Raw genomic sequence first — 25,471 nt, 5'->3', positions numbered from 1 at the left:
GGCGTGTTGATCGGTGAGGTGGCGCGACGGTCCGGGGTCAGCGCCCGGATGCTCCGGCATTACGAGTCGCTCGGTCTGGTGCGCCCTTCGGGCCGTACCGGCTCCGGCTATCGGGAGTACTCCGGGGAGGACATCCAGCGGATCTTCCATATCGAGAGCCTGCGGTCGCTGGGGCTGTCGCTGCGCGAGATCGGGCGCGCGCTCGACGATCCCGGCTTCGCGCCCTCGGTACTCGTCGACGACCTCATCCGCCGGACCCGCGCACGCATCGCGGCGGAGACCGAGCTGCTCACGCGGCTGCGCCGGATCGATGCCGCACACCCCGCCGGCTGGGAAGACGTCCTCCACGTCGTCGCGCTCCTCCAGGCGCTGGAGTCGACGAGCGCCGGCGCGCGCCAGCGCGCGGCCCTCTCCTCGGTCGACGAGGCTCCGGTGCCGGTGGAGGCCCTGGTCGAGGCGGCACTGAGCGAGACGGAGCCGAACGTCGCCGGGGCCCTTCGATGGGCGCTGGCGCGATCGGGCGACCGCGGCCCGGCGCTGCTGGCGCAGGGCCTCGGCTCACCGGTGGCCGCGGTGCGGGAACGTGCCGTGCGGTCCCTCGCCGAGATGCCCGGCGGTGCGGCTGCCGCGCATCTGCGGGACGCCCTGGCGCACCCCGACGCCGTGGTCCGCGGACATGCGGCCCTGGCGCTCGGGGCGCATGGTGTGGCCGATGCGGTCCCGACGCTCCTCGACATGATCGTGGCGGGGAGGAACGACACCGAGGCGGCCGACGCCCTGAGTGTGCTGGCGAGCGACACCGCGACGGCGGATCGGATCGCGAGCCGGCTCGTCGACCGCCTCGCCCACGACGCCACCGAAGCGCCGGCACGCGGGCGGCTGGCCCAGGCGCTGGCGGGCATCCCGGGGACGAGGGCGTCACATGCCCTCGTGGAGCTTTCGCAGGACGCGGACCGTGCCGTCGCACTGACCGCGGCGTACCTTCTCCGGCTCCGCGAGGCACGGTGACGGGCCTCTCCCTGGGTGCCCGCTACGCGGCCGGCGGGGCGGAAGAGGCCGACCGGCACGAGGTACTCGAACTGGCTCAGCCCGGCGTCGCTTCGGACCGGCGGCGCCCCGACGGCTCACTCGGCCGGTGACGCCGATTCCGGCTTCGGGCAGGTCCGGTGCCGGACCAGGGCGACTCCCCCGGCAACGGCGCCGAGCATCCCGAGCAGCGCGAGCGGGAAGGCGAGGATCGCGAAGTACCCGAACACAGCGGGCCCCAGCAGGCCGATTCCCCCGCCCACCAGGGCCGCCGCCACGATGACGAGGGGAAGCCTCCTGGTCAGGGCCCGCATGGTCGCTTCGCGCACGGGCGCGAGATGGTGCTGGAGCGTCACCGCCACATTGCGCCGCACCATGAAGTAGGCGACGACCGTGCACGCGACCCAGCCGACCCACATCCAGGGAGCGTCGAGTGTGCTGCGGCAGCCCTGCACCTCTCCGTCGGGCCCGGTCCCCACGCCCGTGCAGGGATCGAAGGTGTGGCTCCACGACAGGAAGGCGAACACCAGCGCAAGGACGGCCGGCACGAAGGCTCCCCCGGCCGCGGCCAGCGCCGTCTCCTTCAGGCGCGGCTGCAGGAGCAGTCCGCGTTCGACCGCCCAGGATGTGGCGAGCGCGTCCACGTCGTCCCCGATGTACGCGCCGGGGTCCCGGCCGTCGCGGACCGCGGCGGTCAGGTCGGCGGCCAGCTCCTCGGCCATCTCGGCGGCCGCGTCCTCGTCGACCCCCAGACGGCACCATGTCTCCATGGCCTGGGAGATCACGGTCTCGACGGTCATCGTCATGGTTCCTTCTCCGCGGTGTGGGTGACTATGGAGCCGATGCTGGTGGCGAACTCGTTCCAGTCGCGGCTCCACGACCGGAGCATCTGCCATCCGGCCGGGCTGGGCCTGTAGTAGGTGCGGGCGGGGCCGCCCTCTCCGGTGCGACGTTCGACCTCGACGAGCCGGCGCTTGCGCAGGCGCGCCAGCGCCGGGTAGATCGACCCGTCGGCGACGTCCAGCCCTGCTTCGCCGAGCCGGACGGCCATCTCGTATCCGTAGATCGGAGCCTGTGCCATCAGCGCCAGCAGGCACATGTCCAGCACACCCCGAAGCCACTGCGCGCGTGGAGCGGATGTCTCCTCCATGGGGCAGTACCTTACACCGCAAGAGTCATGCACTGCACGGTAGTGCTCGCCGGTCCGCGGCCCCGGCCCCGTCCGGCGGAGAGAAGCGGCGCGGACGCCCCGCGGGTCGGCCGGGTCACCCGGCCGCACCGGGGGCGCAGGGGCGCTGAGTAGAGCACTCCCCCTCGGCGAGGCAGGCTGTACCCATGCGGTCCCCCCTCCGCTCACCTCCGACTCGCCCGGGAACCGGCGGTCACGGCCGGGCCCTCTTCGCCGTCGCGCAGTGCGTGCCGTTCGCGATCGCGCTGCTCGTGGTGGGCATCGAGTTCTCGCCCGCGCACTTTCTCTACACGGGCCCGCTGCTCACCGCGACACCGGCGCTGGCCGCGGTGACGATGGGGCCCAAGGGGACGATCGCCGCGGCGTGTGTCGCGCTGGCCGTCAGCGTGGCCACCGCCACCTACAACCAGGCATGGGGCAGCCAGCAGGTGTACACCAACTTCCTGGCCATCTTCCTGGTGTCCGCGGCCAGCATCGCGACCAGCGGCGCCATGCACACCCGCCGGCGCAGCGAACTCGACCAGGTGCGCCGGATCGCCGCGGCGGCGCAGGAGGTCCTGGTGCGTCCGGTCCCCGCCCGGCTGGGCCCGGTGCGGGCGGCCGGCATCTACCTCGCGGCGGAGACCGGGGCGCAGATCGGCGGGGACCTCTACGAGGCCGTGCAGACCCGGTACGGGGTCCGGATGATCGTGGGAGACGTACGGGGCAAGGGGCTGCCCGCCGTGCGGGGCGCCGCCGTCGTGCTGGGCGCGTTCCGGGAGGCCGTGCACTACGAGGACGACCTGGTGGAGGTGATGAACCACTGCGCGGCCGCGCTGCAGCGGGAGAAAGCCGTGCCCGGTGCGGTCGATGCGGAGGCGCTGGCCGAGGGGTTCGTGACCGCGCTGATCGCCCAGGTGCCGGACATGGCCGTGGTCCAACTGGTCAACCGCGCCCATCCACCGCCGCTGGTACTGCGGCAGGGCCGGGTGCGGGCGCTGATGCCCGCCTCGCCGCTGCCGCCCCTGGGTCTGGAGGACCTGTTCACCGGCCCGCCCGCCAAGGCGGAGAGCTATCCGTTCACCCCGGGCGACCGTCTGCTGCTGCACACCGACGGCGTGATCGAGGCCCGGGACCGCGACAACGCCTTCTTCGACCTCCCCGAGGCGATGGAAGCGGCGCCCGCCTGCCCCCCGGCGGCGTTCCTGGAGTATCTGCACCAGGGGCTGGTCCGGCACACCGGAGGCCACCTGGCGGACGATGCGGCGCTGCTGGCCGTCGACCGGCTCGACGACGAAGCGGTCCGCTAGGGCGCCCGGCTCCCCCGTCCCGGCGGCGGTACCGGCCCACGGCGGTGACGCGGCGGCGCGGCGCCGAGTGGGGTCAGGAACGCGGGCTGTCGGGGGCGGCGGCGCGGGCCGCGTTCTTCTCCTTGATGCGCACGGCTTCCTTGCGGACCTCGGCCTGGGTGGCGCGTTCCTGCTGCAGCCAGTCGGGGCTCTCGTTCTTGAGCTCCTCGATCTGCTCCGTGGTGAGCGCCTCGGTGACCCCGCCGCGGGCGAGACCCGAGATGGACACGCCCAGCTTCGCCGCGACCACCGGACGGGGGTGCGGGCCGTTGCGTCGCAGCTCCTGCAGCCACTCGGGCGGATCGGCCTGCAGGGCGTTCAGCTCGGTGCGCGAGACCACACCCTCCTGGAACTCGGCGGGGGTGGCTTCGAGGTACACGCCCAGCTTCTTCGCCGCGGTCGCGGGCTTCATCGTCTGGGCGGTCTTGTGCGACGTCATGTGTCAAGGGTATCGAGCGTGTGCGCTACCTCTGACCACGACCGGTAGCCTGGTGCGGTGACCGGCTCGGAAGAATCCCCCTCGTTCCGGCTCGCTTATGTCCCCGGAGTGACGCCCACGAAGTGGGTGCGGATCTGGAACGAGCGGCTGCCCGACGTCCCCCTGACCCTCATCGGGGTGTCCGCCGCCGAAGCGTGCGAGGTCCTGCGGGGCGGCGGCGCCGACGCGGGTTTCGTACGGCTGCCGGTCGACCGGGACGACCTCAGCGCGATCCCCCTGTACACCGAGACGACGGTGGTCGTGGTCCCCAAGGACCACATCGTGGCGGCGGTCGAGGAGGTGTCGGCCGAGGATCTGGCCGACGACATCGTGCTGCACCCGCTCGACGACACCCTCGGCTGGGAGCGCCTGCCGGGGCGGCCCGCGATCGAGCGTCCCGCCACGACGGCGGACGCCATCGAACTGGTGGCGGCGGGGGTGGGCGTGCTCGTCGTCCCGCAGTCGCTGGCCCGGCTGCACCACCGCAAGGACCTGACCTACCGTCCGGTCCTGGACGCGCCCGCGTCGCAGGTGGCGCTGTCGTGGCCGCAGGAGGAGACCACCGACATGGTGGAGGACTTCATCGGGATCGTCCGCGGGCGGACCGTCAACAGCTCGCGGGGGCGCCGCCCGGCCCCGGCGGAGGCGAAGGCCAAGCGCCCCGAGACCGGTGGCGCACGGCGGAAGCCCGCGGCCGGCAAGTCGGCCGGCCGGACCTCACGGGGCACGGCCGGCGGTTCCCGGGGCGGTGGCAGCAAGCGCGGCAAGCCCCGCCGCCGGTCGTAGGCCCCGGCGCCGGCCCCCGGCCCCCGCCGCCCGGCCGCGCCTCACGCGTGCTGCGGCATCTCGTTCTTCAGCGTCGACCTGATCTGCTCGCGCAGTTCGGGGCTGTCGGTGTGTCCGTGGACGGAGACCGCGTGCTCGCTGGCGGCGCGGACCACCTCGTCCTCCTCACCGGAGATGACGAGGCTGCAGTTCGTCTCGCTCGGGAAGTCACGGCAGTCGATCTTCTTTCGCATGGTGCACCTCCTCCCCTCCCAGTCTCGGCCCGTGGCCCCGCCCTCCGCATACGGCGAATCCCGTATGGCGCGAGCGGCGGCCGTGCTGCTGGAGTGAGAGATGAGCGGTAGTGAGAAAAGAGGGAGAACGTAAGGAGGTGGGAGGGATGGCGAGGGCCGCCGGGGCCGCCCGCGGGACCACTGTGGACGAGGGGCGTGTACAGGAGTTCCTGGAGCGTGTGATCACCGACGGCGGGGCCGCGGTAGCCGGCCTGTGCACCTCGCTCGGCGACCGGCTGGGCCTGTACTCGGCCATGGCCGGCGCCGGTCCGCTCACCTCCGCACAGCTCGCGGAGCGCACCGGGCTCGTGGAGCGCTATGTGCGCGAATGGCTCGCCGCCCAGGTGGCCGGCGAGTACGTCACGCACGCACCCGCCACCGACACCTACGAGCTGCCCGACGAGCACGCCGCGGTCCTGGCGGACCCGGCACGGCCCACCTACGCCGCCGGCTTCTTCACCATGTTGCAGGCCCTCTACGCCACCGAGGAGAGCCTGTTGGAGGCCTTCCGCACCGGCGAGGGCGTGGGGTGGGAGGAACACGGCCCGGCGTTGTTCGACGGCACCGCGAAGTTCTTCCGGCCCGGCTACCGAGCCGCTCTGGTGCCGGAGTGGCTGGCCGCGCTGGACGGTGTGGTGCAGAAGCTGGAGCGCGGCGCCCGCGTCGCGGACGTCGGATGCGGCTACGGATACTCCACGACGCTGATGGCGCAGGCCTTCCCCCGGTCGCGCTTCCAGGGCTTCGACTTCCACCGGCCGTCCGTCGAAGCCGCCCGCGACAACGCCGCCGAGCAGGGGCTGGGCGACCGGGTCGGCTTCGAGGTCGCCACCGCCCAGGACTTCCCGGGCGAGGACTTCGACCTGATCACGTTCTTCGACTGCCTGCACGACATCGGCGACCCCGGCGGCGCGCTGCGGCACGCCGAGCACGCGCTCGCCGACGGCGGGACCTGCATGATCGTCGAGCCGAACGCCTCGGCGAACGTGACGGAGAACGCCAACCCGGTCGGCCGGGCCATCACCGCCGCCTCGGTCGCCGTATGCCTGCCGTCCGCGCTGGCCCAGCACGGTCCGCAGGCGCTGGGCAACCACGCGGGCGAGGAGGCCCTGCGGGACATCGCGGACGAGGCCGGACTCCACCACTGGCGACTCGCGGCCGAGAGTCCGGTCAACCGCGTCTATGCCGTCGGGCGTTAGTAGCGCCTGACGCGCCCGGCCGGTCTTCCCCCGGCCGGCCGGGTGGCATCCCCGGGGCCGCGGCGCCTCCCCGCCCTCGCGGCCCCGCCTTGACTGCCCCCTACCCGCTCGTACGCTGGAGGTATGAATGCGGCCGCGGAGGCCGGGCTGCGACGCATTCTCGCCGTCGTGGACCTGCTGATCGATGCCGTCGACGAGGAGACCCTCGTCCCGGCGCTGCTTCCGGTGATGCTCTCCGCGGTCCCCGGCGACAGCATCATCTGGTCGCCCCGCGCCGGGACATCCGACCGGCCGCTCACTCTGCCCGCCGATCTGCTGAGCCAGGACGTACGGGACGCCTTCACCCGCGAGGCGGCGACCGATTCGCTGGTGCTGCACACCACGGCGGGCCCCGGTACCCCGATGCGCCGCTCCACGCTGCAGACCCGCAGCGAGTTCCACTCCCTCGCCGTCTACACCGACGTCTACCGGCCGTTCGGCGCCGAGCAGCAGCTCGCGATGTCGTTCCCGGCCGGCTACGCCGACGGCGTGCCGCGCAAGGTGTGCATGGCGATCAGCCGCAGCGGCAGCGACTTCTCCGACGACGACGTGGCGGCCGCCGCCCTGCTGCGCACCCGGCTCAGCCACGCCATGGACCGGCTCGCCCCGCCGCGCGCCCTCCCGCCCCTGATCACCCGACGGGAGTCCGCCGTGCTGACCCTGCTCGCCCGCGGGCTGAGCAACCAGCAGATCGCCCACCGCCTGGCGATCAGCCCGCGCACCGTCGACAAGCACCTGGAGCACGCCTACGCGAAGCTGCGGGTGAGCAGCCGGGTCGAGGCGGCGAACGCATGGCTGGCGCGGGGTGCCACGGCGGTGCGGCTCGGCCGGTAGTCCGCGGGCCCGCGCGCCGGCCCGGTCGTCCGGCCGCACCGGACGACCGGCTGCCTCGGACGGTCGGCTGCCGGTCGGTCAGCGGGGCACGGCGCGCCGGCGGTAGGTGACCTTGTCGTGCTGGACCCGGGTGACCTCGACGGTCAGCTGCCGGTCGGGGCCGACGGGGAAGTGCGCCGTGCAGCGCACCGCCGCGGCCGGCACGGGCCGGAGGTCGCCGAAGCACCGCACCGCGTCCGGCCCGTGGCGGAACGGCAGGGTGAGCTGGCCGCTGACGCTTCTGGCTATCTCGGTGCGCAGCACGGTGTGGGTGCCGCCGTCGACCTCGCTGGTGGCGTCGCGGTCGCGCAGCCGGGCGGCGGCGAGGGCGAGGGCCCCGGCCGCCAGGAGGCAGGTGACGATGCCGATGACCAGGCCGAGGGCGGCGCCGCGCCGCGGCGGGTGCGCGTGCACCGCCGTCAGCCTCGGGGACCGCGGGGCCGGCGGCGGGTGAGGAATCCCCAGCCGGCCGCGCCCAGCAGCAGCGCACCGCCGAGCGCCGTACCGGCCGGGCCGGTGCGGGCGGCGCCGCCGAGGCCGGTGTGCGAACCGCCCTGCGGTACGACGCCGTCGGCACCGCCGGAGGCGTTGCTGTCGCCCGAGGTGTTGGTGCCGCCGGAGGTGTTGGTGCCGCCGGAGACGTTGCTGCCGTCGGAGACGTCCGTGCCGCCGGAGGCGTCGGAGACGGTCACGGTGCCGGCGAAGGCATGCCGGCCGTCGCCGCCGCTCTGCTGGTCGCCGGACGCTCCGTAGGCCGCGGGGTTCGGTCCGCCGCCCGCCCCGCCGCAGGTGACGGTGACCGGGTACGTACCGGGCGCGATGCCCTGCGGCATGGTCGCGGTGCCGCCGGACCGGCCGTCGAGGGGGGTCAGCGCGAGGGCCGGGATGTCCGCGCCGCCGAAGCCGGCCTCGGCCGGCTCGCCCCGGCAGTTGCCGCCGTCGTAGACGGTGAAGGCGGCGCCGGGCGCCACGGTGGCGGGCTCGACGACCACCGGGTGCGTGGCGTCCGAGGCGGAGGTGGCGCCCGAGACGGCGTCCCGCACCGCCCCCTTCACCGCGCCCTTCACCGCGTCGGTCACGGCCCCGGTGGCGGCGTCCGCCCCCTCGCCGTCGCCGCCGCCGAAGAGCAGGAGGGTCACCGCCAGGGCACCGGCCGCCAGCGCATACAGAGGAATGTGACGTATGTGCATAGAACGAGACAAGCGCCAGGCCGGGGAGTGCGCACCTCGATGGTGCGCCGCCCACGGGGCCCTGTAGCGGGGCGACGGACCTCCGCACGCTCTTCCCGCAGGTCACACGGGCGCGCCCGCCTCGGGCGGCCGAGGCGGCGGGATGGGCTTTCCGGGTGGCGCGGCTCAGCCCTCCAACTGCAGGTTCCACGAGCCGGAGCGGCGGGTGAGGGTGGTCACCGACAGCGGCTGGACGTCGATGCGCCAGTACGAGTGCGGCGGCGCCTGGAGCGCGTAGACCAGGGCGGCACGGACCACGCCGGGCTCGGCGACCGCGAGCAGGCCGGCGGTGTCCCCGGCCGGCCGGGTCTCCAGCCAGCCGCCGACGCGGGTGATGAAGGCCACCAGCGACTCCCCGCCGTGCGGGGCGGAGCCCGGGTCGGCGAGCCAGGTCTCCACCGCGTCGGGCTCGGCGGCGGTCACCTCGCCCAGGGTGCGGCCGCGCCAGCGCCCCATGTCGCAGTCCCGTAGCGCCGGTTGGGCGAGCGGGGTCAGGCCCAGCGCCTCGCCGGTCTCCCGGCAGCGGGCCGACGGCGAGCAGTAGCGCAGTTCGGCGGCGGCCAGGCGGCACAGCACGGGGGCCGCCCGCTCGGCCGCGTGCCATCCGGCGGCGTCGAGCGGACGTTCGTCGTCGAACCGCGTCGCGAGCAGCGAGGAGCTGCGGGCCGCGGCGAGCAGCTTGAGTCGAACGCTCATTCGCCGATGGTAAGAGCACCGCCGCCCCGAACGCTCCTGTTGGTCAGATCACGATAGGTCCGGGGTCGATCAGCCCGAGCGTCATCCACTGCTCCGGCGCCACCAGCGGCCGGAAGCCGACCTTCTCGTACACGCCGTGGGCGTCCTTCGTGGCGAGCGTCAGCCGGCTCAGCCCGCAGGGCGTCAGATGCTCGGCTATGGCCTCCACCAGGGCCGTGCCCAGGCCCCTGCCGCGGTCGTCGCGGCAGACGTAGACATCGCACAGCCAGGCGAAGGTGGCGTGGTCGGTGACCACCCGGGCATAGGCGACCTGGCGGCCGGACCCGGACTCGTACAGGCCGAAGTTGAGCGAGCCCGCGACGGCGCGGTCATGCAGCTCCCGGGGGCGGTCCAGGGCCCAGTAGGCGTCGGTGGACAGCCAGCGGTGGACCAGGTCGGCGTCGAGCCGGGCCGGGTCGGTGGCGAGCTCGTAGCCGTCGAGGGCGTGATCAGTCATGCCGGGAGGTTCGCAGAGGAGCCGGGGCCGCGTCGAACCCGCCGCGGCGGTGCATGCCGGGGCGCCGCGGCCCGCCCGCGGCGCTCAGCTCACCGGCACCCCCACCTCCTCGCAGGCCATGCGCAGCCTGCGGACGCCCTCGGTGAGTTCGCCGGTGCCGGCCGCGGCCGCGAAGCTGATGCGCAGATGCCCGGCCGGCGGCTCGGCGGCGAAGTACGGCCGGCCGGCCGCGACCGCGACGCCGGCCCGCAGCGCCGCGCCGGTCAGCGCCGCCTCGTCGGTACCGTCCGGCAGCCGCAGCCAGAGGTGGAACCCGCCCGGCGGAATGTGCAGGCCGCCGGGCCGTCCGCGGTCCCGGCCGTACGCCGTCCCGGGGCCGGGCCCCTGCTCGACCAGCGCGGGCAGCCGCGTGCGCAGGGCGGCGGTCAGCGCGTTGCGGCGGGCGGTCAACTCGCCCGCGACCAGCCGCAGATGGCGCGGCCAGGCGGTCGAGCCGACGAGTTCCAGGGCGGCCTCCTGCAGCGGCCCCGGGACGAAGAAGTTGTCGACGACCTGGACGGCGCGGAGCCGGTCGAGGACCGGGCCGCGGGCGGCGAGGACGCCCACCCGGAGGTTGGGCGAGGTGACCTTGGTCAGGGAGCGGATGTGCACGACCGTGCCGTCGTGGTCCTCCGCCATCAGGGTCGGCGGGAGCGCGGGCGCGTCGTCATGGCCCAGCAGCCGCGCGAAGTCGTCCTCGATGACGAACGCGCCGGCCGCGCGGGCCACCCGCAGCACCTCGCGCCGCCGCTCCCCCGCGAGCACCACCCCGGACGGGTTCTGGAACAGCGGCTGGCAGACGAAGAGCCGCGCGCCGCTGGCACGGAAGGCGTCGGCGAGCAGATCCGTACGCACCCCGTCGGCGTCCATCGGCACCGGCACCGGCCGCACACCGGAGGCGCGGGCGACGGCGAGCATGCCCGGGTAGGTCGGGGACTCGACGAGCACCGGAGCGCCGGGCGCGGCGAGCGCGCGAAGCGCCGCGGTCAGCGCGTTCTGGCCGCCCGCGGTGACCAGGACGTCGCTCGCGGCGAGCGCGCCGCCGGGGCCGCCGATCTCCCGCGCGAACCAGGCGCGCAGCTCCGGCACGCCCTCGACCGGCGGCCGCCCCCAGGCGCCCGGCCGGCGTCCGGCCCGCGCCAGTGCGGCGGCCAGGGCACGCTCGGGCTGCAGACCGGGGTGGAGGTAGCCGCCGTTGAGCTCGATCACTCCGGGGGCCGGTCTGGCGAGCGTGGCCAGCACGCCGGAGGCGTCCACACTGCGCGGCACCTGGTCGGCGGCCGGCTCCGCGCTCAGCGCGATCTCCTGCCAGGAGGTGTCCAGCGGTCGCGGCGCCTCGGCGCGGGGCTCGGCCCGGAAGGCGCCGGCGCCGGGCCGGGTGACGACCAGGCCCTCGGCGGCCAGCTCCGCGAGCGCCCGCGAGACCGTCACCGGACTGACCCGATGCCGCTCCACGAGAGCACGGCTCGATGGCAGTTTCTCACCCGGGGAGTAGCGGTCCAGCTCCCTGCGGAGGATCGCGGCGAGTTCTGCACCACTGCTACGCTCATGCATGAGAGCCAACGATAGCGCTACTGTCCCGGATGCGATAGCGGTCGACGCCCCGTCCACCACCGGCCAGGGCGCCCCGCCCCGCGCGGCCGCGGGCACCCGCACGGCCGCCCCCGCCGCCGGCGGCTCCATGGCCACCCGCGGCGTCCTGCTCGCCGCCCTCGGCGTCGCCGCCTTCTCGCTCACCCTCCCCGCGACCTCCTGGGCGCTGGAGGGCATGGGCCCCTGGACGGTGGTGATGCTGCGCAGCGTGCTGGCCGCCACGCTGGCCGGCGGCGCGCTCGCGGTGTTCAGGGTGCGCGTCCCGGAGCGCCGCCACTGGGCGGGGATCGCGGTCGTCACCGGCGGTGTGGTCCTCGGCTTCCCGCTGCTGACCACGCTCGCCCTGGAGACCTCCACCACCTCTCATGCGGCCGTGGTGATCGGCCTGCTGCCGTTGGCCACCGCCGCCGGCTCCGCCATCCGGACCGGCGCCCGACCCTCCCGCACCTTCTGGACCGCCTCGCTGATCGGCGCCGTCGTCGTCATCGGCTTCGCGGTGCAGCAGAGCGGCGGGGCGCCGAGTCGCGGCGATCTGTTCCTGTTCGCGGCGCTGCTGGTGTGCGCGGCCGGCTATACGGAGGGCGGCCGGCTGGCCCGCCATATGCCGGGCTGGCAGGTGATCGGCTGGGCGCTGGTGCTGGCGCTCCCGGTGACGGTGGCGGGCGCGGCGGTCGCGCTCTCCACCGAACCGCTGCGGCTGACCGCGCACGCGGTCGGGGGCCTGCTGTGGCTGGCGTTCGGCTCGCAGTTCCTCGGCATGGTCGTCTGGTACCGGGGAATGGCCGCGATCGGCATCGCCAAGGCCAGCCAGCTCCAACTCGCCCAGCCTCTGCTGACCCTGGTGTGGTCCGTCCTGCTGCTCGGCGAGCAGCTGCCGCCGGCCGCCCCCGCGGCCGCGCTGGCGGTCCTGGCCTGCATCGCGGTCACCCAGAGGGCACGGGGGTGACCGCCGCCCACCGGGAGGCGCCGCGTACCCGCGCCCCAGGCCCGCCCACCCCCCTTTGGGGGGTGGGCGGAGGGGTAACCGCGAGCGGGAATCCACGCACGACCTTCCAAGGTGCGCCCCCCGCCTCCGGACGTAAACTTGCCGCGATGGCATGTAGCGCCGTCCGGGCCGCGTCCGGCCCGTCAACCGTTGAAATCGTTGGCCGTTCAACCGCTCGGCCGTCCGCGTCGTCGGCCGTACGGATCCATGGCCGCCCGAAGCGTGGAGGACCCCTGATGCACGCGACCAAGGGCGACCGGCTGGTGGTGCACGGCAGGACCGTGGGACATCACGACCGGGTCGTCGAGATCATCGAGGTACTGGGGACGAACGGCGATCCGCCGTACCGTGTCCGTGCCGAGGACGGACACGAAGCGATCATGTCGCCCGGCCCCGACTCGGTCGTCCGGCACGCGAAGACCTCCGACATCGACCCCGGCCGGTAAGGCCACCGCACACGGGTTCCGCGACGGCCGTGGCGGAAGGCCGCTACGCCCGTCTCGGGCTGCCGTAATGATCGTGTACGACGCGCGCCAGCGCACCCGTCCGGTCCCCGGCCACCTCCTTCGCCGAGAAGTAGATGTGCCCGCCGACCTGCGGGTAGCGGCGGGCGAAGGTGAGATGCCGGGAGAGTTCGGCCGGGTTCTTCCAGGCGGCCGGCTCACTGGTGCCGGCCTTGTAGAGCGCCTCGCCGATGTAGAGGTCGACGCCGGTGCCCTCGACGGTCCGTGACCACCAGGGCACCAGCTCGGCGTAGTCGGCGCCCTCGGTGCCGAGCGGCCAGTAGACCTGCGGCGCGATGTAGTCCAGCCAGCGCTCGCGCACCCAGCGGCGGGTGTCGGCGTACATGTCGTCGTAGGTCTCCACCCCGGCCCGCGTCCGGGAGCCCTGCGGGTCGGTGCTCTCATTGCGCCAGACCGCGAACGGGCTGACGCCGAACCGCACCCGGCGCCCGGAGCGCGCGCCCCCCTCCTTGAGCCGCTGCGCCGTCTCGTGGACCAGCCGGTCGATGTTGTCCCGCCGCCAGTCGGCCCGGCTGTCGAAGTCGCCGCCGTACGCGTCGTACGCCTCGTCGTCGTCGAAGCGCGCGCCGGCCACCGGATACGGATAGAAGTAGTCGTCGAAGTGCAGCCCGTCGACGGGGTAGCGGGCGACCGCGTCCAGCATCGCGTCCTGGACGAAGGCGCGGACCTCCGGCAGCCCGGGGTTGTAGTAGAGCTTGCCGCCGTAGGCGACCGTCCACCACCAGTTCCGGCGGGCCGGGTGGCCGGCGGCCAGCCGCTCCGGATCGGTGTGGTGGGCGATCCGGTACGGGTTGCACCACGCGTGCAGTTCCAGCCCGCGGCGGTGCGCCTCGCGGACCGCGAAGTCCAGCGGGTCCCACCCGGGATCACGGCCCTGCTGACCGGTCAGGGACTGGGCCCACGGCTCGTACGGGGAGGGCCACAGCGCGTCCGCGGTGGCGCGCACCTGGAAGAAGACCGTGTTGAGCCGGTGCTTGACGGCCGAGTCGAAGTGGGCGCGCAGCTCGCGCTGTTGCTCGGCGGGGGAGAGCCGCGCGCTGGAGGGCCAGTCCAGGTTGCCGACGGTCGCCAGCCACATGCCCCGCATCTCGCGCCGCGCCCCACCCGCCGAGGGCGCCGCGGCCCCCGTCGCCAGCAGCGAGGAGGCCGCGCCGAGCGCGGCCACCGCGAAGCCCCTTCGTGTGATCCGTCTCATCAAAAGACCCCAGCTTGTCCGTTTCATCCTGTCCTGAGGGCTCAGAATGCCCGCCCCGGCGGCCGTAGCACAGCACCGCGCGGAGTAACGTCGGGGCCGAGGCGGGCGTCGGACCCTTACGGCGTACCGCCGGTCCTGAAGAACAGCGAAAGGCACGAGGTGACGGACTCATTTGCCGACATTGCACGCGTCGGAGTGGTCGGTTGCGGCCAGATGGGCGCAGGCATCGCCGAGGTGTGCGCCCGCGCCGGGCTGGACGTCATGGTCGCCGAGACCACCGGCGAGGCTCTGGAGCTGGGCCGCACCCGCTTGACCAACTCCCTCGGCAAGGCCGCCGAGCGCGGCAAGATCACCGTCGCCGAGCGCGACGCGACGCTCGACCGGCTCAACTTCACCACCGACCTCGGTGAGTTCGCCGACCGCGATCTCGTCATCGAGGCCGTCGTGGAGAACGAGCAGGTCAAGACCGAGATCTTCCAGGTCCTCGATCAGGTGATCACTCGGCCGGACGCGATCCTGGCGTCCAACACCTCGTCGATCCCGCTGGTGAAGCTGGCGGTCGCCACTTCCCGCCCCGACCAGGTCATCGGCATCCACTTCTTCAACCCGGCCCCGGTGCAGAAGCTGGTGGAGCTCATCCCCGCCCTCACCACCGGCGAGGAGACCATCAAGCGCGCCGAGGCCCTGGTGCAGGACGTGCTGGGCAAGCACGCCATCCGCGCCCAGGACCGCTCCGGCTTCGTCGTCAACGCCCTGCTCATCCCGTATCTGCTCTCCGCGATCCGGATGTTCGAGTCGGGCATCGCCAGCCGCGAGGACATCGACAACGGCATGGAGATGGGCTGCGCCCACCCGATGGGCCCCCTGAAGCTGTCCGACCTGATCGGCCTGGACACCGTGGTCTCGGTCGCCGACTCCATGTACCACGAGTACAAGGAACCGCTCTACGCCGCTCCCCCGCTCCTCCAGCGCATGGTCGACGCGGGCCGGCTGGGGCGGAAGTCGGGGTCGGGGTTCTACTCGTACTAGAAGGTGCCGCGACGCCGCCATGTGGCGCTGCGCAAGGGCGAATTCGCCCGGAGCAGCGCCGATGGCGGCCCGGCGCCGCGGGTGGTGCCCGCTGCCGGCGCCGGAGCCTCGTACCCGCAACCGTGCCCGGTCGGCGCTTCGGCTTCCCGGCCTGCTCGGGTCCGCCGACCTGCCGCGGCGGGAGGCGGGTTCGCCGCGTTCTTCACGAGTTCGGAGTCGTGAAGTGCGGCCTTGTCGGTTCGGCCAACCGACCGCACTGCCGGTCGCGTGAGGGTCAGGTGAACCGACGACGAGGAGTGAGCGCTTCATGGACGCCGAGCAGGCCCGGGCCCGTATAGACGCCATACGGACGACCGCTGACATGGTGTCGGACACCGGCGAGTTGGACCGGTTGTGGGCGGCGTTACCGACCGTGCGTCCTGAGGAGATCCTCGGCACTTGGAAGAGCTCCGGGATCAGCACCGGTCACCGGGTGGAGGGCCTGCTCGCCCAGGCCGACTGGTACGGCAAGACCTTCCACTCCGTCGACCATGTCGAGCCGCTGATCTGCCGCGACGAGCACGGTGCGCTCTTCTCCCACTCGGAGCTGGCCAAAGGCGCAGCAAGCCTGTGGATGGTGGAGTTCCGCGGGGAGACGACCGCCACGATGGTCTACGACGGGCAGCCCGTACTCGACCACCGTCCATGGCGGGAGACGTCGTCAAAGCGGTCCTCACCTTCGGCTGGTCGTACGGGGAGCGCAAGGAACCCTGCTACGCGGCTTCCCCATGGACGCAGCGGCGGGTAAGGAGAACGGGATCCTCGGGAGGAGCCGTCCGCCCGCCGCTCGGGGGAGTTTCGGCGGGCGGACTCCGGGCCGGCGGGCGCCCGTCCGCCGGCTTCGGTTCCCCGTGGGGACTTCGATTCAACTCCCCTGCGCGCGGCCGCGGGAGCGTGTGCGGGGACCCGTCGGGGGTGCGGGGTTCACACCCCGTGCGAACGCGGTCGCGGCGTCACCCACGGTCACTTCACACGGGGTGTGAAGGGCGGACACGCATCTGCCCACCGCACACGCTCCCGCCCATCGGCGCAGCGCAGTTGACTGAGGCGCGTACGCACGACGAAGTCCCTGACCGAAGGAATGAGGAGCGGACCGTGACCGCCCACCCCGAACCCGACCTGACCACCGCCGACTTAGCGGAGCTGCGGCGTCTGCTCGACGTACGCACCGCAAGGGTCGACGGCCAACTCGCGCTGCAGGCGCAGCGCACCGAGCAGAGCGAGCGTGACGCGGACGAACTGACCGCCCGCGTCACGCGGTTGGAGAGCACCCGCTGGCCACTGCCGTCCCTCGCCGCGCTCACGGGAATCGCGGCACTGGTGGTCGCCCTGTGGCAGGCGCTCGGCCGATGAGCCCCCGGCCGCGGGCGGACGGCGAGTTCGCCCCGTCCGCGGCCGGCCGGCCCGGAATCCGGCTCAGCCCAGGTGGATGTGGTGCAGCATCAGCAGGGCCGCGGCCATGCCGGCGGCCGGCACCTCCCCTCGCCCCACCATGTCGGGCACCAGCTTCAGCGGCACCCACTCGCGCCGCTCGGACTCGAAGTCGTCCTGCGGCAGGCCGAGGTACTCCCCCTCGTCGGACCAGTAGATGTGATGCCGCGCGTCGGTGAGGCCGTTGGACGGCTCCACGGTGAGCAGGTGCCTGAGCGGGCCGGGACGCCACCCGGTCTCCTCCTCCATCTCCCGCGCGGCCGCGGCCGCGACGTCCTCGCCGTCCTCGACGACCCCGGCCGCCAGCTCCCATCCCCAGGTGTCGGTGATGAAGCGGTGCCGCCACAGCAGCAGCACCTCGTGGGCCGCGTTGACCACCGTGGCGACGGCGACCGGCCGCATCCGGATCAGGAAGTGGTCCAGGTGGCGGCCGTCAGGCAGCGCCACATCGGCCAGGTTGACCCGGAACCACGGGTTCGCATAGACGGGCTTCTCGCTGAGATTGTTCCACCGCACGTAACTGCCACCTTCCGCTGTTGGACCGGCAAGGTGACACGTGCCCGGTCAGAGCGGAACGCGCAGCACCTCGTCGATGAGATCGGCCGCCTCGTCCGTCGCGGAGCTCCCGGTCTCCGCCAGGTGCTCGCGTACCGCCCGCAGCCGGTCCCGCAACCGCTGCGACTCCATGCCGCGCGCCTGCTCCGTCATCTGGGCGGCGTTGGCCACGGCCCGGTCCGCATCGCCCTGGCGCAGCTCGATATGGGTGAGCATGGCCAGCCGGTGGACCCGGCCGCGGTCGTGGGCGGGGGTGTCGACGGCGGCGTCCGCCTGCTCCCGGGCGGCCCGCAGGTCACCGAGGCTGAGGAGTGCCTCCGCCACTTGTACGTTGACCAGGCCGGGCTGCACATAGCCCGTCTCGGCCGGCTCCAGCCCGGGCCGGATGCGCTCCGCGGCCGCCTCCGCGCGCCGGATGCACGCCAGCGCGCTGGCTCCGTCGCCGAGCCGGGCGTAGGACTTGGCCTGCATCGCATAGAGGTCCGCGGAGAGCGCCGGGGTGATCTGCGGCCCCGCGGCCCGCAGCGCGGCCTCCGCGAAGGCCACCGCCTGGCGGTACTCCCGTACGAAGAGGGACTGGTTGACCAGCAGCGCGATGACGTACGCGCCGAGGCCGCGGTCCCCGCTGGCCTTGGCCAGCCGCAGTGCCTGATGGAAGTAGCGCTGGGCGAGCCCGAGGGCGTCGGAGTCGTAGGCGCAGATGCCGGCGACGGCGACCAGTCCGCCGGTCGCCCGGTGGAGCTGGCGCCCCGTCGTATCGCTGTAGCTGCCCCGCAGCAGCGGCGCCGCCTCGGCGTTGAGGAATCCCACGATGCGCGCTCTGGTCGCGATACCGCCCGCCTTGCGGTACATCTGCTCGTAGTGGGTGCGCGCGGCGCGCAGCATCTCGATGTCGGCGAGGCCCACCCGGGTCAGCCCGTCGCGCGAGACGTCGGAGTCCTCGGGCGGGTTCTCCCACTCCCATACGGGGATGACCGCCGAGGTGCCGGTGAGCGCGGGGGCGGCGAGCACATGCGGCCGCTGCTGCTCGTCGGACCGCCACAGCGCGGTGGCCCGCTCGACGAAGCCGGACAGCGGGGTGTCGGGGGCGCTCTGGCGCCCCGGGCGGCTCAGCCCGATGTCGTCGAGTCCGACCGGCCGGTGCAGCCGCTCGCCGAGGATCTCGCAGATCAGGTCCGGTACCTGGCCGCGCGGCCGCTGGCCCTTCAACCACCGGGCCACCGCGGTGTGTTCGTACCTCAGCGCCAGCCCGCGCTGCCGCCCCAGGCCGTTGATCCGGGCGGCCAGCCCGGCGTGCGAGATTCCGGCCTCGTCGAGAATCGCATCGAGCAGGGTATTGGGCTCCACAACGGCCTCCCGGTGAGCGGACCCGCCACCGGGGCTCCCCGCTCATGGCCTTGTCGACTTCACCACTCCGCCAGTCGAGCGTAGTGAACCCCGCTTCACACGGGGTGTGAAGGGCCCCGGGGCGAGCGCGGGACCAGGCAGTGGAGGCCGGGCGCCCCTTCGGACCAGGTGACCTCGCGGCCGTCCGCCGCGCAGCCCCGCAGCATGTACGCGATCACGTCGTCGAGGCCGGAGGCGGCCTCGTCCGCGGAGAGCACGCCGCCGGCGGCGAACCCGGCGAAGCCGTGCAGGGTGGTGAACAGCGGCATCGCGATCCGTTCGACGGGCCCGTCCCGTACGTCGCCGCTGCGCTGCCCGTCCGCGGCCAGCTCCACGGCCATCGCCGCGAGCCGGTGCGCGGCCGCGATCAGCGCCTCGGACGCCTCCGGCTCGTGTTTGACCGTGTACATCAGGTCGAGGAGTGCCGCGTTGGCGGTGGCGAAGTCCACGTAGGCGCGGGCGAGCGCGCCGAGCCGCTCGGCGAAGGACTCGCCCGCCGCCTCCTGGGACGCGGTCAGGGCCGACTCCATGCGCTCGAACCCGGTGAGCGCCAGCGCGTCCAGCAGCGCCTGCTTGTCCTTGAAGTGCCGGCTCGGCGCGGCGTGGCTGACGCCGAGGTCGCGGGCGAGTTCCCGCAGCGAGAGGGCTCCGGGGCCCTTCTCGCGGAGCGTCTGCTCGGCGCGGTCCAGCAGCGCGGCGCGCAGGTCTCCGTGGTGGTAGCGACGAGTCTGCATGGCCGCCATCCTACCGCCGATGTATTCACTGGCTACATTGTTGTCATTGACAGCATTGTTGGCGCTGCCTACATTGAGGGCATGGCTCACACACCCACCTGGAACGCCGCCCGCCTCCCCGACCAGACCGGCCGCACCGCCGTGGTCACCGGCGCCAACAGCGGGCTCGGTCTCGCCACCGTCGACGCCCTCGCACGGGCCGGCGCGCATGTCGTGCTCGCCGTACGGGACGCCGGGCGCGGCAAGGAGGCCGCCGCCACCGTCAAGGGCACCAAGGGCACGCTCGAAGTGCGCCGCCTCGACCTCGCCGACCTCGCCTCCGTGCGCGCGTTCGCCGAGTCCTGGCAGGGCGGACTGGACCTGCTGATCAACAACGCCGGAGTGATGGCCGTCCCGGAGTCCCGCACCAAGGACGGCTTCGAGATGCAGTTCGGCACCAACCACCTCGGCCACTTCGCGCTGACCAACCTGCTGCTGCCGCACCTCACGGACCGGGTGGTCACGGTGGCGTCCATGGCGCACAAGGCCCCCGGCACCCGCATCCACTTCGAGAACCTGGACCTGACCGGTGAGTACACCCCCGTCCGGGCGTACTCGCAGGCCAAGCTGGCCAATCTGCTGTTCACCCTGGAACTGCAGCGCCGGCTGACCGCGGCGGGCTCCCCCGTGCGCGCCCTCGCCGCCCACCCCGGCTACGCCGCCACCAACCTGTCGAGCCACGACGCCAGCGCGGTCCGGCGTGCGCTGATGCGGGTCGGCAACAAGGTGATCGCCCAGGACGACAGGGCCGGCGCGCTCCCGACGCTGTACGCCGCCACCCAGGACCTGCCCGGTGCCGCCTATCTGGGCCCCGACGGGATCGGCGAGATGCGCGGCGGGCCGACGATGGTCGGCAGATCGGCCGCGGCCAGCGACCCGCAGAGCGCCATGCGCCTCTGGGATGCCTCCGAGGAGCTGACCGGCGTCGGCTTCCCGTCACTGAGCGGCAAGGCGGCCGCCGCGGAGGACGGGCACTGAGCGCGGGGGTACGAGGAGCGCGCACGGCGGGCTCGGCCGGATCTGAGCGCCGGTCCGCCCGTGCCCCGTCGGACGGCCCCTAGGAGGCGTCCCCGCCGGTTCCGCGCCCGCCGAGCGACAGCGAACACCGGCCCGCCCCGGCGGCACGGGCCGGCAGCCGCGCCCGGTCGTTGCAGAGCATCAGCAGCGCCACATCGTCCGTCAGCCGCCCGCCGGCATGCCGCAGCAGCGCCTCGCGCACCTCGCCCACCACCCCGGACGGCGCGGGAGCGCGGGGCGACCCGGCCGCCTCGACGCCGTCGCGCAACGCCTCCGTCAGCGGGAAGAACTCCCCCGCCGCGTCCCGCGCGTCCACCGCCCCGTCGGTGTGCAGGAACAGCGACGATCCGGGCTCCAGCCGACCGCACCGCACCGCCGACAGCTCCTCCGGCAGCGGAAACAGCCCCAGCGGCGGCATCGGATCGGCCGGGGCGAGGGCCGCGACCGCCCCGTGGTCGATCCGATACGGCCATGGATGCCCGCAGTTCAGCGCGGTGACCGACCCGTCCTGCGCGATCTGCACCAGCAGCAGCGTCACGAACTCCTCCGCGAGCGGGCTCACCGCCTCCGCACCGCCCACCGGCTGCTCGACGCGCCCCCGCTCCCGCAGATGCCGCTGGTGCGAGCGCTCCAACCTCCGCAGCACACCGGTGAGTTCGGTCTCGTCGTGCACCACCTCGCGGAAGCTGCCGAGCATCGCCGCGACCATGCCCATGGCCTCCAGGCCGTGCCCGCGCACATCCCCGATCACCACCCGGACGCCGTGCCGGGTCCCCACGACCTCGTACAGGTCCCCGCCGACCACCGCGCCCTCGCTCGCCGAGAGGTGATCGGCCGCCAGCACCAGCCCGTCGATCCGGGGCGGCAGCGGTCGCAGCAGCACCCGCTGCGCGGCCGTGGCGACCTCGCGGGTGCGCTCCAGCTCCCGCACCAGCCGCAGCCGCCGACCGGCCGTCAGATAGCTGGCGCCGACCACCGCGAGGATCGCACCGCAGGTCAGCGCGCGGGTGCCGGGCTCGGCCCCGGGCGCCGCCGCACCGAACGGCACAAGGGCGAGCAGTGCGCACACCCCGCCCAGCAGGACGCACTGGCGGCGGCCGGTGCCCGCGCAGGCGATGGCCGGTGCGGCGGCGAGGAGTTGCAGCAGTTGACCGCTGGTCGAGTGGGACAGCTCCCAGCCCACCACGCCGAGCACCCACAGGCCCGGCAGGACGAAGACCACGGCCCGCCGGACACGGGCCGCGCCGACGCGTGCCGCGCCCCGCGTCCTCGTTCGGATCATGCCGTTGGTCCCCCTAGCCGGTGGCCCCTTGCAGGCGTTGCGCCGATCGGTCGGCCCGCTGCCGCGGTCAGGCGGGCCTCATCGACCTCGTCGATTCTCGCGACGTTATGTGGCCATCCCACGACGATAGGTAAATAACCACTCGATTGGGTGATGGCGCAGGGATCGGCCGGTCTCCTCGCCCCGTCCGGTCCCTCACAGGCGCCACATGGCCCACCCACCGGAGACCGAACCCCTCGCATACGAAGGGGCGAGGGCGCGGAAGGTTCACACCCTCCGCGCCCTCGCCCCTCACACAGGCAGCCGGCGGCTCAGCCGCGCAGCACCGCTCCGGTCCGCTCCACGGCCACGGCCACCGCCGCGTCGCGGGCGGCCGAGGCCTCCTCCGCGGTCAGCGTGCGGTCCGCGGCGCGGAAGCGCAGCGCGTACGCCAGGGACTTCTTGCCCGCACCGAGCTGCTCGCCGGTGAAGACATCGAAGAGCCGCAGCGACTCCAGCAGTTCGCCCGCACCGTCGCGCAGCGCGCTCTCGACGTCCGCCGCCGGGACCGAGTCGTCGACGACCAGCGCGACGTCCTGGGTCGCGACCGGGAAGGCCGAGATCTTCGGCGCGCGCAGCGGACCGGCACCGGCCCGCTCCAGGCGGTCCAGGTCGATCTCCATCGCGCAGGTGCGCTCCGGCAGCGCGAGCGACTTGATGACGCGCGGGTGCAGCTCACCGGCGTTGCCGACGAGCACCTCCTCGCCGTCGACGAGGGCGAGCAGCGCCGCGCACCGGCCCGGGTGGAACGGCGCGTGCTGGTCCTGACGGACGATCAGCTCGACGCCGGCCTCCCGTGCGACCGTACGGCCCGCCTCGATGGCGTCCGCCCAGGTCCCGGGCCGCCCCTCGCCCCACCAGCCGGCCTGCTCACGGCCCCCGGCGAGCACCACGGCGGCGCGCCGCGGCTGCTGCGGGAGGGAGGCGTCCAGCGAGGCGATCTCGTCGTCGGTCGGCCGGCGGTCGACGACCAGCCGGGTGGCCGGCTTCTCGTCACCGGTCGCCCGGAAGACCGGCCCGGTCTCGAAGAGCGCGAGATCGTGCGTGCCCCGGCCGTAGTTGCGGCGCAGCGCGCCGAGCAGCCCCGGGATCAGGGTCGTACGGAGGTCGGGCTCCTCGTCGGACAGCGGGTTGACGAGGGTGACCGCCGCGCGCCGCGGGTCGTCCGCCTCGATGCCCAGCTGGTCGAGAACGTGCGAGCCGGTGAAGGGGTAGTTCAGCGCCTCGACGTAGCCGGCGCCGGCCAGCGCCCGGCCGACCCGGCGGTGCAGCCGCTGACGCTCGGTCAGCCCGCGGCCGGCCGGCGGCTTGGGGAGCGTGGAGGGCAGGTTCTCGTAGCCCTCCAGCCGGATGACCTCCTCGGCCAGGTCGTTGGGGTCGCTGAGGTCGGGCCGCCAGGACGGCACGGTCACGACCAGCTCGTCCTGGCCGTAGACGTCGCAGCCGACCTGCTGGAGGCGGCGGACGACGGTCTCCCGGCCGTAGGCGACGCCGGCGACCTTGTCCGGGTGGTCGGCGGGGATGGTGAGGGTGCGCGGCCCGCGGGGCGAGACGACCTCGGTGACGCCGTCCTCGGCGGTGCCGCCGCCGAGCAGCACCAGCAGGTCGACGGTCCGCTGCGCCGCGGCCGACGCGGCCTCCGGGTCGACGCCGCGCTCGAAGCGCTTCGCCGCCTCCGAGGACAGCTTGTGCCGGCGGGCCGTGCGGGCGATGGAGATCGCGTCGAAGTGCGCGGCCTCCACCACGATGTCGGTGGTGCCGCGCGGCTGGCCGGTCTCCGGGTCGGCGACCGGGCCGGCGATCTCCGTGTTGGCGCCGCCCATGACACCGGCCAGCCCGATCGGGCCGCGGTTGTCGGTGATGACCAGGTCCTCGGCGTCCAGCACCCGCTTGGTGCCGTCCAGGGTGGTCAGCTGCTCGCCCGCGGTGGCGCGGCGGACGCCGATCGGGCCCTCCACGGTGGCGCGGTCGTAGGCGTGCAGCGGCTGGCCGAGCTCCAGCATCACGTAGTTGGTGATGTCGACGGCGAGGGAGATCGGGCGCATCCCGGCCTTCTGCAGCCGGCGCTGCAGCCAGATCGGGGAACGCGCCTCCGGCTCCAGGCCGGTGACCGTGCGGGCCGTGAAGCGGTCGCAGCCGATGGGGTCGGAGACCTTGACCGGGTAGCCGGCCGAGTTCGGCGGCGGCACGTCCAGCAGGGCCGGGTCGCGCAGCGGCAGCCCGTAGGCGATGGCGGCCTCGCGGGCGACACCGCGCATCGACAGGCAGTAGCCGCGGTCCGGGGTGACGGCGATGTCCAGCACCTCGTCGACGAGCTCCAGCAGCTCGATGGCGTCGGTGCCCACCTCGTACTCGGGGGGCAGCACGATGATGCCGCCCGAGCCGTCGTCGCCCATGCCCAGCTCGTCGCCGGAGCAGATCATGCCGTGCGACTTCCTGCCGTACGTCTTGCGCGCGGCGATCTTGAAGTCGCCGGGCAGCACGGCGCCCGGGAGGACCACCACGACCTTGTCGCCGACGGAGAAGTTGCGGGCGCCGCAGACGATCTCCTGCGGCTCGCCGGTGCCATTGGCCTGGCCGACGTCGACGGTGCAGAAGCGGATCGGCTTCTTGAAGCCCTCCAGCTCCTCGATGGTCAGCACCTGGCCGACGACGAGCGGGCCCTTGAGGCCCTCGCCGAGCCGCTCGACGGTCTCGACCTCCAGGCCGACGGCAATGAGCTTGGCCTGTACGTCACGGCCGGACTCGGTCGCCGGCAGGTCGACGTACTCCCGCAGCCAAGAAAGCGGGACCCGCATCAGATCTCCATCCCGAACGGCCGGGTGAACCGGACGTCGCCCTCGAACATGTCGCGCATGTCTTCCACGTTGTGCCGGAACATCAGCATCCGGTCGATGCCGAACCCGAAGGCGAAGCCGCTGTACTTCTCGGGGTCGACGCCGCAGGCGACGAGCACCTTGGGGTTGACCATTCCGCAGCCGCCCAGCTCGATCCAGCCCTCGCTGGAGCAGGTGCGGCAGGGGCGGTCGGGGTTGCCCACGGACTCGCCACGGCAGACGTAGCAGACCATGTCCATCTCGGCGGACGGCTCGGTGAACGGGAAGTAGTTCGGCCGCAGCCGGGTCTTCATGTCCGGGCCGAACAGCGCCCGGACCATGTGGTCGAGGGTGCCCTTGAGGTCGGCCATGGTCAGGCCCTCGTCGACGGCGAGCAGCTCGATCTGGTGGAAGACCGGGGAGTGCGTGGCGTCCAGCTCGTCGGTGCGGTAGACCCGCCCCGGGCAGACGACGTAGACGGGCGGCTCGCGGTCGACGAGCGTACGGGCCTGCACCGGCGAGGTGTGGGTGCGCAGCACGACGCCGCTCTCATCGCCCTCGGTGCCGTTGCCCTGGACGAAGAAGGTGTCCTGCATCTGGCGCGCCGGGTGGTCGGGCACGAAGTTCAGGGCGTCGAAGTTGAACCACTCCGCCTCGACCTCGGGGCCCTCGGCGACCTCGTAGCCCATCGCGACGAAGACGTCGGCGACCCGCTCCATGAACGTGGTGAGCGGGTGCCGGGCGCCGGCCGGGGTGCGGTCGTAGGGCAGCGTGACATCCACCGCCTCCTCGACGAGCACCCGTGCGTCGCGCTCCGCCTCCAGCTCCTCCTGGCGGGCCTTGAGCGCCTGGTTCACCCGGCCGCGGGCCTGGCCGACGCGCTTGCCGGCCTCCGCCTTGGCCTGCGGGGGCAGGGCGCCGATCTCGCGGTTGGCGAGCGCGAGCGGCGAGGTGCCACCGGTGTGCGCGATCTTCGCCTGGGCGAGCGCGTCGAGGTCGCCCGCGGCGGCGATGGCGGCCAGCGCCTCGTCCAGCCGGGCGGCGATCTCTTCCGGTTTCAGGGCTTCGACCTCGACAGGGTCGTACGACTTATTGGGTGCGGACATCTCTTCCCGTGCTTCCGGTGGACTGGCTTGGCTTGGCTCGCTTCGCCTCGGCTC

The 25,471-nt window shown here is 73.6% G+C and carries 27 protein-coding genes; 11 read left to right on the top strand and 16 right to left on the bottom strand.

Annotated elements, in window-relative coordinates; all coding sequences use genetic code 11:
* Positions 1 to 3 precede the first annotated feature (3 nt).
* Positions 4 to 1,008, top strand: a complete 1,005-nt coding sequence (locus ACZ4NB_RS21090) for a MerR family transcriptional regulator (protein ID WP_467663595.1) — start codon at positions 4 to 6, stop codon at positions 1,006 to 1,008.
* 116 nt (positions 1,009 to 1,124) lie between these two features.
* On the opposite strand, the gene ACZ4NB_RS21085 is transcribed toward ACZ4NB_RS21090, so the two are convergent.
* Together ACZ4NB_RS21085 and ACZ4NB_RS21080 are read right to left on the bottom strand one after the other, a co-directional pair.
* Positions 1,125 to 1,826 (bottom strand): hypothetical protein, encoded by a 702-nt coding sequence (locus ACZ4NB_RS21085; protein ID WP_467663593.1) that lies wholly within the window; start codon positions 1,824 to 1,826, stop codon positions 1,125 to 1,127.
* A gap of 2 nt (positions 1,827 to 1,828) precedes the next feature.
* On the bottom strand, positions 1,829 to 2,176 hold the full coding sequence (locus ACZ4NB_RS21080) for a PadR family transcriptional regulator (RefSeq protein ID WP_467663591.1): 348 nt from the start codon (positions 2,174 to 2,176) through the stop codon (positions 1,829 to 1,831).
* A gap of 185 nt (positions 2,177 to 2,361) precedes the next feature.
* Between ACZ4NB_RS21080 and ACZ4NB_RS21075 the strand changes: the two genes are divergently transcribed.
* Complete coding sequence (locus tag ACZ4NB_RS21075; RefSeq protein ID WP_467663589.1) at positions 2,362 to 3,504, top strand: PP2C family protein-serine/threonine phosphatase; 1,143 nt, start codon at positions 2,362 to 2,364, stop codon at positions 3,502 to 3,504.
* 73 nt (positions 3,505 to 3,577) lie between these two features.
* Here ACZ4NB_RS21075 and ACZ4NB_RS21070 read toward each other — a convergent pair whose 3' ends face one another.
* The gene (locus tag ACZ4NB_RS21070) at positions 3,578 to 3,982 is read right to left on the bottom strand and encodes a DUF5997 family protein (RefSeq protein ID WP_467663587.1); all 405 of its coding nucleotides are present in this window, start codon (positions 3,980 to 3,982) and stop codon (positions 3,578 to 3,580) included.
* Positions 3,983 to 4,039: 57 nt separating this feature from the next.
* Between ACZ4NB_RS21070 and ACZ4NB_RS21065 the strand changes: the two genes are divergently transcribed.
* A complete protein-coding gene (locus ACZ4NB_RS21065) occupies positions 4,040 to 4,807 on the top strand; it encodes a LysR substrate-binding domain-containing protein (RefSeq protein WP_467663585.1) in 768 nt (255 codons plus the stop codon).
* A 41-nt stretch (positions 4,808 to 4,848) separates the two neighbouring features.
* On the opposite strand, the gene ACZ4NB_RS21060 is transcribed toward ACZ4NB_RS21065, so the two are convergent.
* Entirely contained in the window at positions 4,849 to 5,040 is a 192-nt protein-coding gene (locus ACZ4NB_RS21060) for a DUF1059 domain-containing protein (protein ID WP_393488073.1), read from the bottom strand.
* A 146-nt stretch (positions 5,041 to 5,186) separates the two neighbouring features.
* On the opposite strand from ACZ4NB_RS21060, the gene ACZ4NB_RS21055 reads away from it, so the two are divergent.
* Both ACZ4NB_RS21055 and ACZ4NB_RS21050 read left to right on the top strand, forming a co-directional pair.
* Positions 5,187 to 6,275, top strand: coding sequence for a class I SAM-dependent methyltransferase (locus tag ACZ4NB_RS21055; RefSeq protein WP_467663583.1), 1,089 nt, complete (start codon positions 5,187 to 5,189; stop codon positions 6,273 to 6,275).
* A 123-nt stretch (positions 6,276 to 6,398) separates the two neighbouring features.
* Entirely contained in the window at positions 6,399 to 7,148 is a 750-nt protein-coding gene (locus tag ACZ4NB_RS21050; protein WP_467663581.1) for a helix-turn-helix transcriptional regulator, read from the top strand.
* Between the two features lie 78 nt (positions 7,149 to 7,226).
* Here ACZ4NB_RS21050 and ACZ4NB_RS21045 read toward each other — a convergent pair whose 3' ends face one another.
* The 5 genes from ACZ4NB_RS21045 to ACZ4NB_RS21025 form a co-directional block, all read right to left on the bottom strand.
* A complete protein-coding gene (locus tag ACZ4NB_RS21045) occupies positions 7,227 to 7,601 on the bottom strand; it encodes a DUF4333 domain-containing protein (RefSeq protein WP_467663579.1) in 375 nt (124 codons plus the stop codon).
* 5 nt (positions 7,602 to 7,606) lie between these two features.
* Positions 7,607 to 8,377, bottom strand: a complete 771-nt coding sequence (locus ACZ4NB_RS21040; protein ID WP_467663578.1) for a hypothetical protein — start codon at positions 8,375 to 8,377, stop codon at positions 7,607 to 7,609.
* Positions 8,378 to 8,542: 165 nt separating this feature from the next.
* The gene (locus ACZ4NB_RS21035; RefSeq protein ID WP_467663576.1) at positions 8,543 to 9,112 is read right to left on the bottom strand and encodes a histidine phosphatase family protein; all 570 of its coding nucleotides are present in this window, start codon (positions 9,110 to 9,112) and stop codon (positions 8,543 to 8,545) included.
* Between the two features lie 43 nt (positions 9,113 to 9,155).
* Complete coding sequence (locus ACZ4NB_RS21030; RefSeq protein ID WP_467663574.1) at positions 9,156 to 9,608, bottom strand: GNAT family N-acetyltransferase; 453 nt, start codon at positions 9,606 to 9,608, stop codon at positions 9,156 to 9,158.
* A gap of 84 nt (positions 9,609 to 9,692) precedes the next feature.
* Entirely contained in the window at positions 9,693 to 11,201 is a 1,509-nt protein-coding gene (locus tag ACZ4NB_RS21025; protein WP_467663573.1) for an aminotransferase-like domain-containing protein, read from the bottom strand.
* On the opposite strand from ACZ4NB_RS21025, the gene ACZ4NB_RS21020 reads away from it, so the two are divergent.
* Positions 11,200 to 12,186: a DMT family transporter gene (locus ACZ4NB_RS21020; RefSeq protein ID WP_467663571.1), complete on the top strand. Its 987-nt coding sequence runs from the start codon at positions 11,200 to 11,202 to the stop codon at positions 12,184 to 12,186. The genes ACZ4NB_RS21025 and ACZ4NB_RS21020 overlap by 2 nt on opposite strands.
* A 275-nt stretch (positions 12,187 to 12,461) precedes the next feature.
* On the top strand, positions 12,462 to 12,671 hold the full coding sequence (locus ACZ4NB_RS21015; protein WP_384428818.1) for a DUF1918 domain-containing protein: 210 nt from the start codon (positions 12,462 to 12,464) through the stop codon (positions 12,669 to 12,671).
* Between the two features lie 43 nt (positions 12,672 to 12,714).
* Here ACZ4NB_RS21015 and ACZ4NB_RS21010 read toward each other — a convergent pair whose 3' ends face one another.
* On the bottom strand, positions 12,715 to 13,944 hold the full coding sequence (locus ACZ4NB_RS21010; RefSeq protein WP_467663569.1) for a glycoside hydrolase family 10-like protein: 1,230 nt from the start codon (positions 13,942 to 13,944) through the stop codon (positions 12,715 to 12,717).
* Between the two features lie 159 nt (positions 13,945 to 14,103).
* Here ACZ4NB_RS21010 and ACZ4NB_RS21005 point away from each other — a divergent pair, with 159 nt between their 5' ends.
* The 3 genes from ACZ4NB_RS21005 (at position 14,104) to ACZ4NB_RS20995 (ending at position 16,365) form a co-directional block, all read left to right on the top strand.
* Positions 14,104 to 14,973: a 3-hydroxybutyryl-CoA dehydrogenase gene (locus ACZ4NB_RS21005; protein ID WP_467663567.1), complete on the top strand. Its 870-nt coding sequence runs from the start codon at positions 14,104 to 14,106 to the stop codon at positions 14,971 to 14,973.
* 307 nt (positions 14,974 to 15,280) lie between these two features.
* Positions 15,281 to 15,760, top strand: a complete 480-nt coding sequence (locus ACZ4NB_RS21000; protein WP_467663566.1) for a GXWXG domain-containing protein — start codon at positions 15,281 to 15,283, stop codon at positions 15,758 to 15,760.
* A 347-nt stretch (positions 15,761 to 16,107) separates the two neighbouring features.
* Positions 16,108 to 16,365 (top strand): hypothetical protein, encoded by a 258-nt coding sequence (locus ACZ4NB_RS20995; RefSeq protein WP_467663565.1) that lies wholly within the window; start codon positions 16,108 to 16,110, stop codon positions 16,363 to 16,365.
* 63 nt (positions 16,366 to 16,428) lie between these two features.
* Here the strand turns inward: ACZ4NB_RS20995 and ACZ4NB_RS20990 are convergent, their stop codons facing one another.
* The 3 genes from ACZ4NB_RS20990 to ACZ4NB_RS20980 form a co-directional block, all read right to left on the bottom strand.
* Positions 16,429 to 16,959, bottom strand: a complete 531-nt coding sequence (locus ACZ4NB_RS20990) for an NUDIX domain-containing protein (RefSeq protein ID WP_393488131.1) — start codon at positions 16,957 to 16,959, stop codon at positions 16,429 to 16,431.
* A gap of 48 nt (positions 16,960 to 17,007) precedes the next feature.
* A complete protein-coding gene (locus tag ACZ4NB_RS20985; RefSeq protein WP_467663564.1) occupies positions 17,008 to 18,345 on the bottom strand; it encodes a transcriptional regulator in 1,338 nt (445 codons plus the stop codon).
* Positions 18,346 to 18,440: 95 nt separating this feature from the next.
* Positions 18,441 to 19,118, bottom strand: coding sequence for a TetR/AcrR family transcriptional regulator (locus ACZ4NB_RS20980; protein WP_467663562.1), 678 nt, complete (start codon positions 19,116 to 19,118; stop codon positions 18,441 to 18,443).
* A gap of 81 nt (positions 19,119 to 19,199) precedes the next feature.
* On the opposite strand from ACZ4NB_RS20980, the gene ACZ4NB_RS20975 reads away from it, so the two are divergent.
* Complete coding sequence (locus ACZ4NB_RS20975) at positions 19,200 to 20,135, top strand: oxidoreductase (protein ID WP_467663561.1); 936 nt, start codon at positions 19,200 to 19,202, stop codon at positions 20,133 to 20,135.
* A gap of 79 nt (positions 20,136 to 20,214) precedes the next feature.
* On the opposite strand, the gene ACZ4NB_RS20970 is transcribed toward ACZ4NB_RS20975, so the two are convergent.
* The 3 genes from ACZ4NB_RS20970 to pheS form a co-directional block, all read right to left on the bottom strand.
* Positions 20,215 to 21,456, bottom strand: coding sequence for a PP2C family protein-serine/threonine phosphatase (locus ACZ4NB_RS20970; RefSeq protein ID WP_467663559.1), 1,242 nt, complete (start codon positions 21,454 to 21,456; stop codon positions 20,215 to 20,217).
* A gap of 311 nt (positions 21,457 to 21,767) precedes the next feature.
* Positions 21,768 to 24,293: a phenylalanine--tRNA ligase subunit beta gene (gene pheT / locus ACZ4NB_RS20965; RefSeq protein ID WP_467663557.1), complete on the bottom strand. Its 2,526-nt coding sequence runs from the start codon at positions 24,291 to 24,293 to the stop codon at positions 21,768 to 21,770.
* Positions 24,293 to 25,417, bottom strand: coding sequence for a phenylalanine--tRNA ligase subunit alpha (gene pheS, locus ACZ4NB_RS20960; RefSeq protein WP_393488141.1), 1,125 nt, complete (start codon positions 25,415 to 25,417; stop codon positions 24,293 to 24,295). The genes pheT and pheS overlap by 1 nt, the downstream gene beginning before the upstream one ends.
* Between the last annotated feature and the right edge of the window lie 54 nt (positions 25,418 to 25,471).

The sequence above is a fragment of the Streptomyces sp. NPDC026575 genome (genome assembly GCF_055567415.1).
This window is presented reverse-complemented; position numbering and strand designations above follow the sequence as displayed.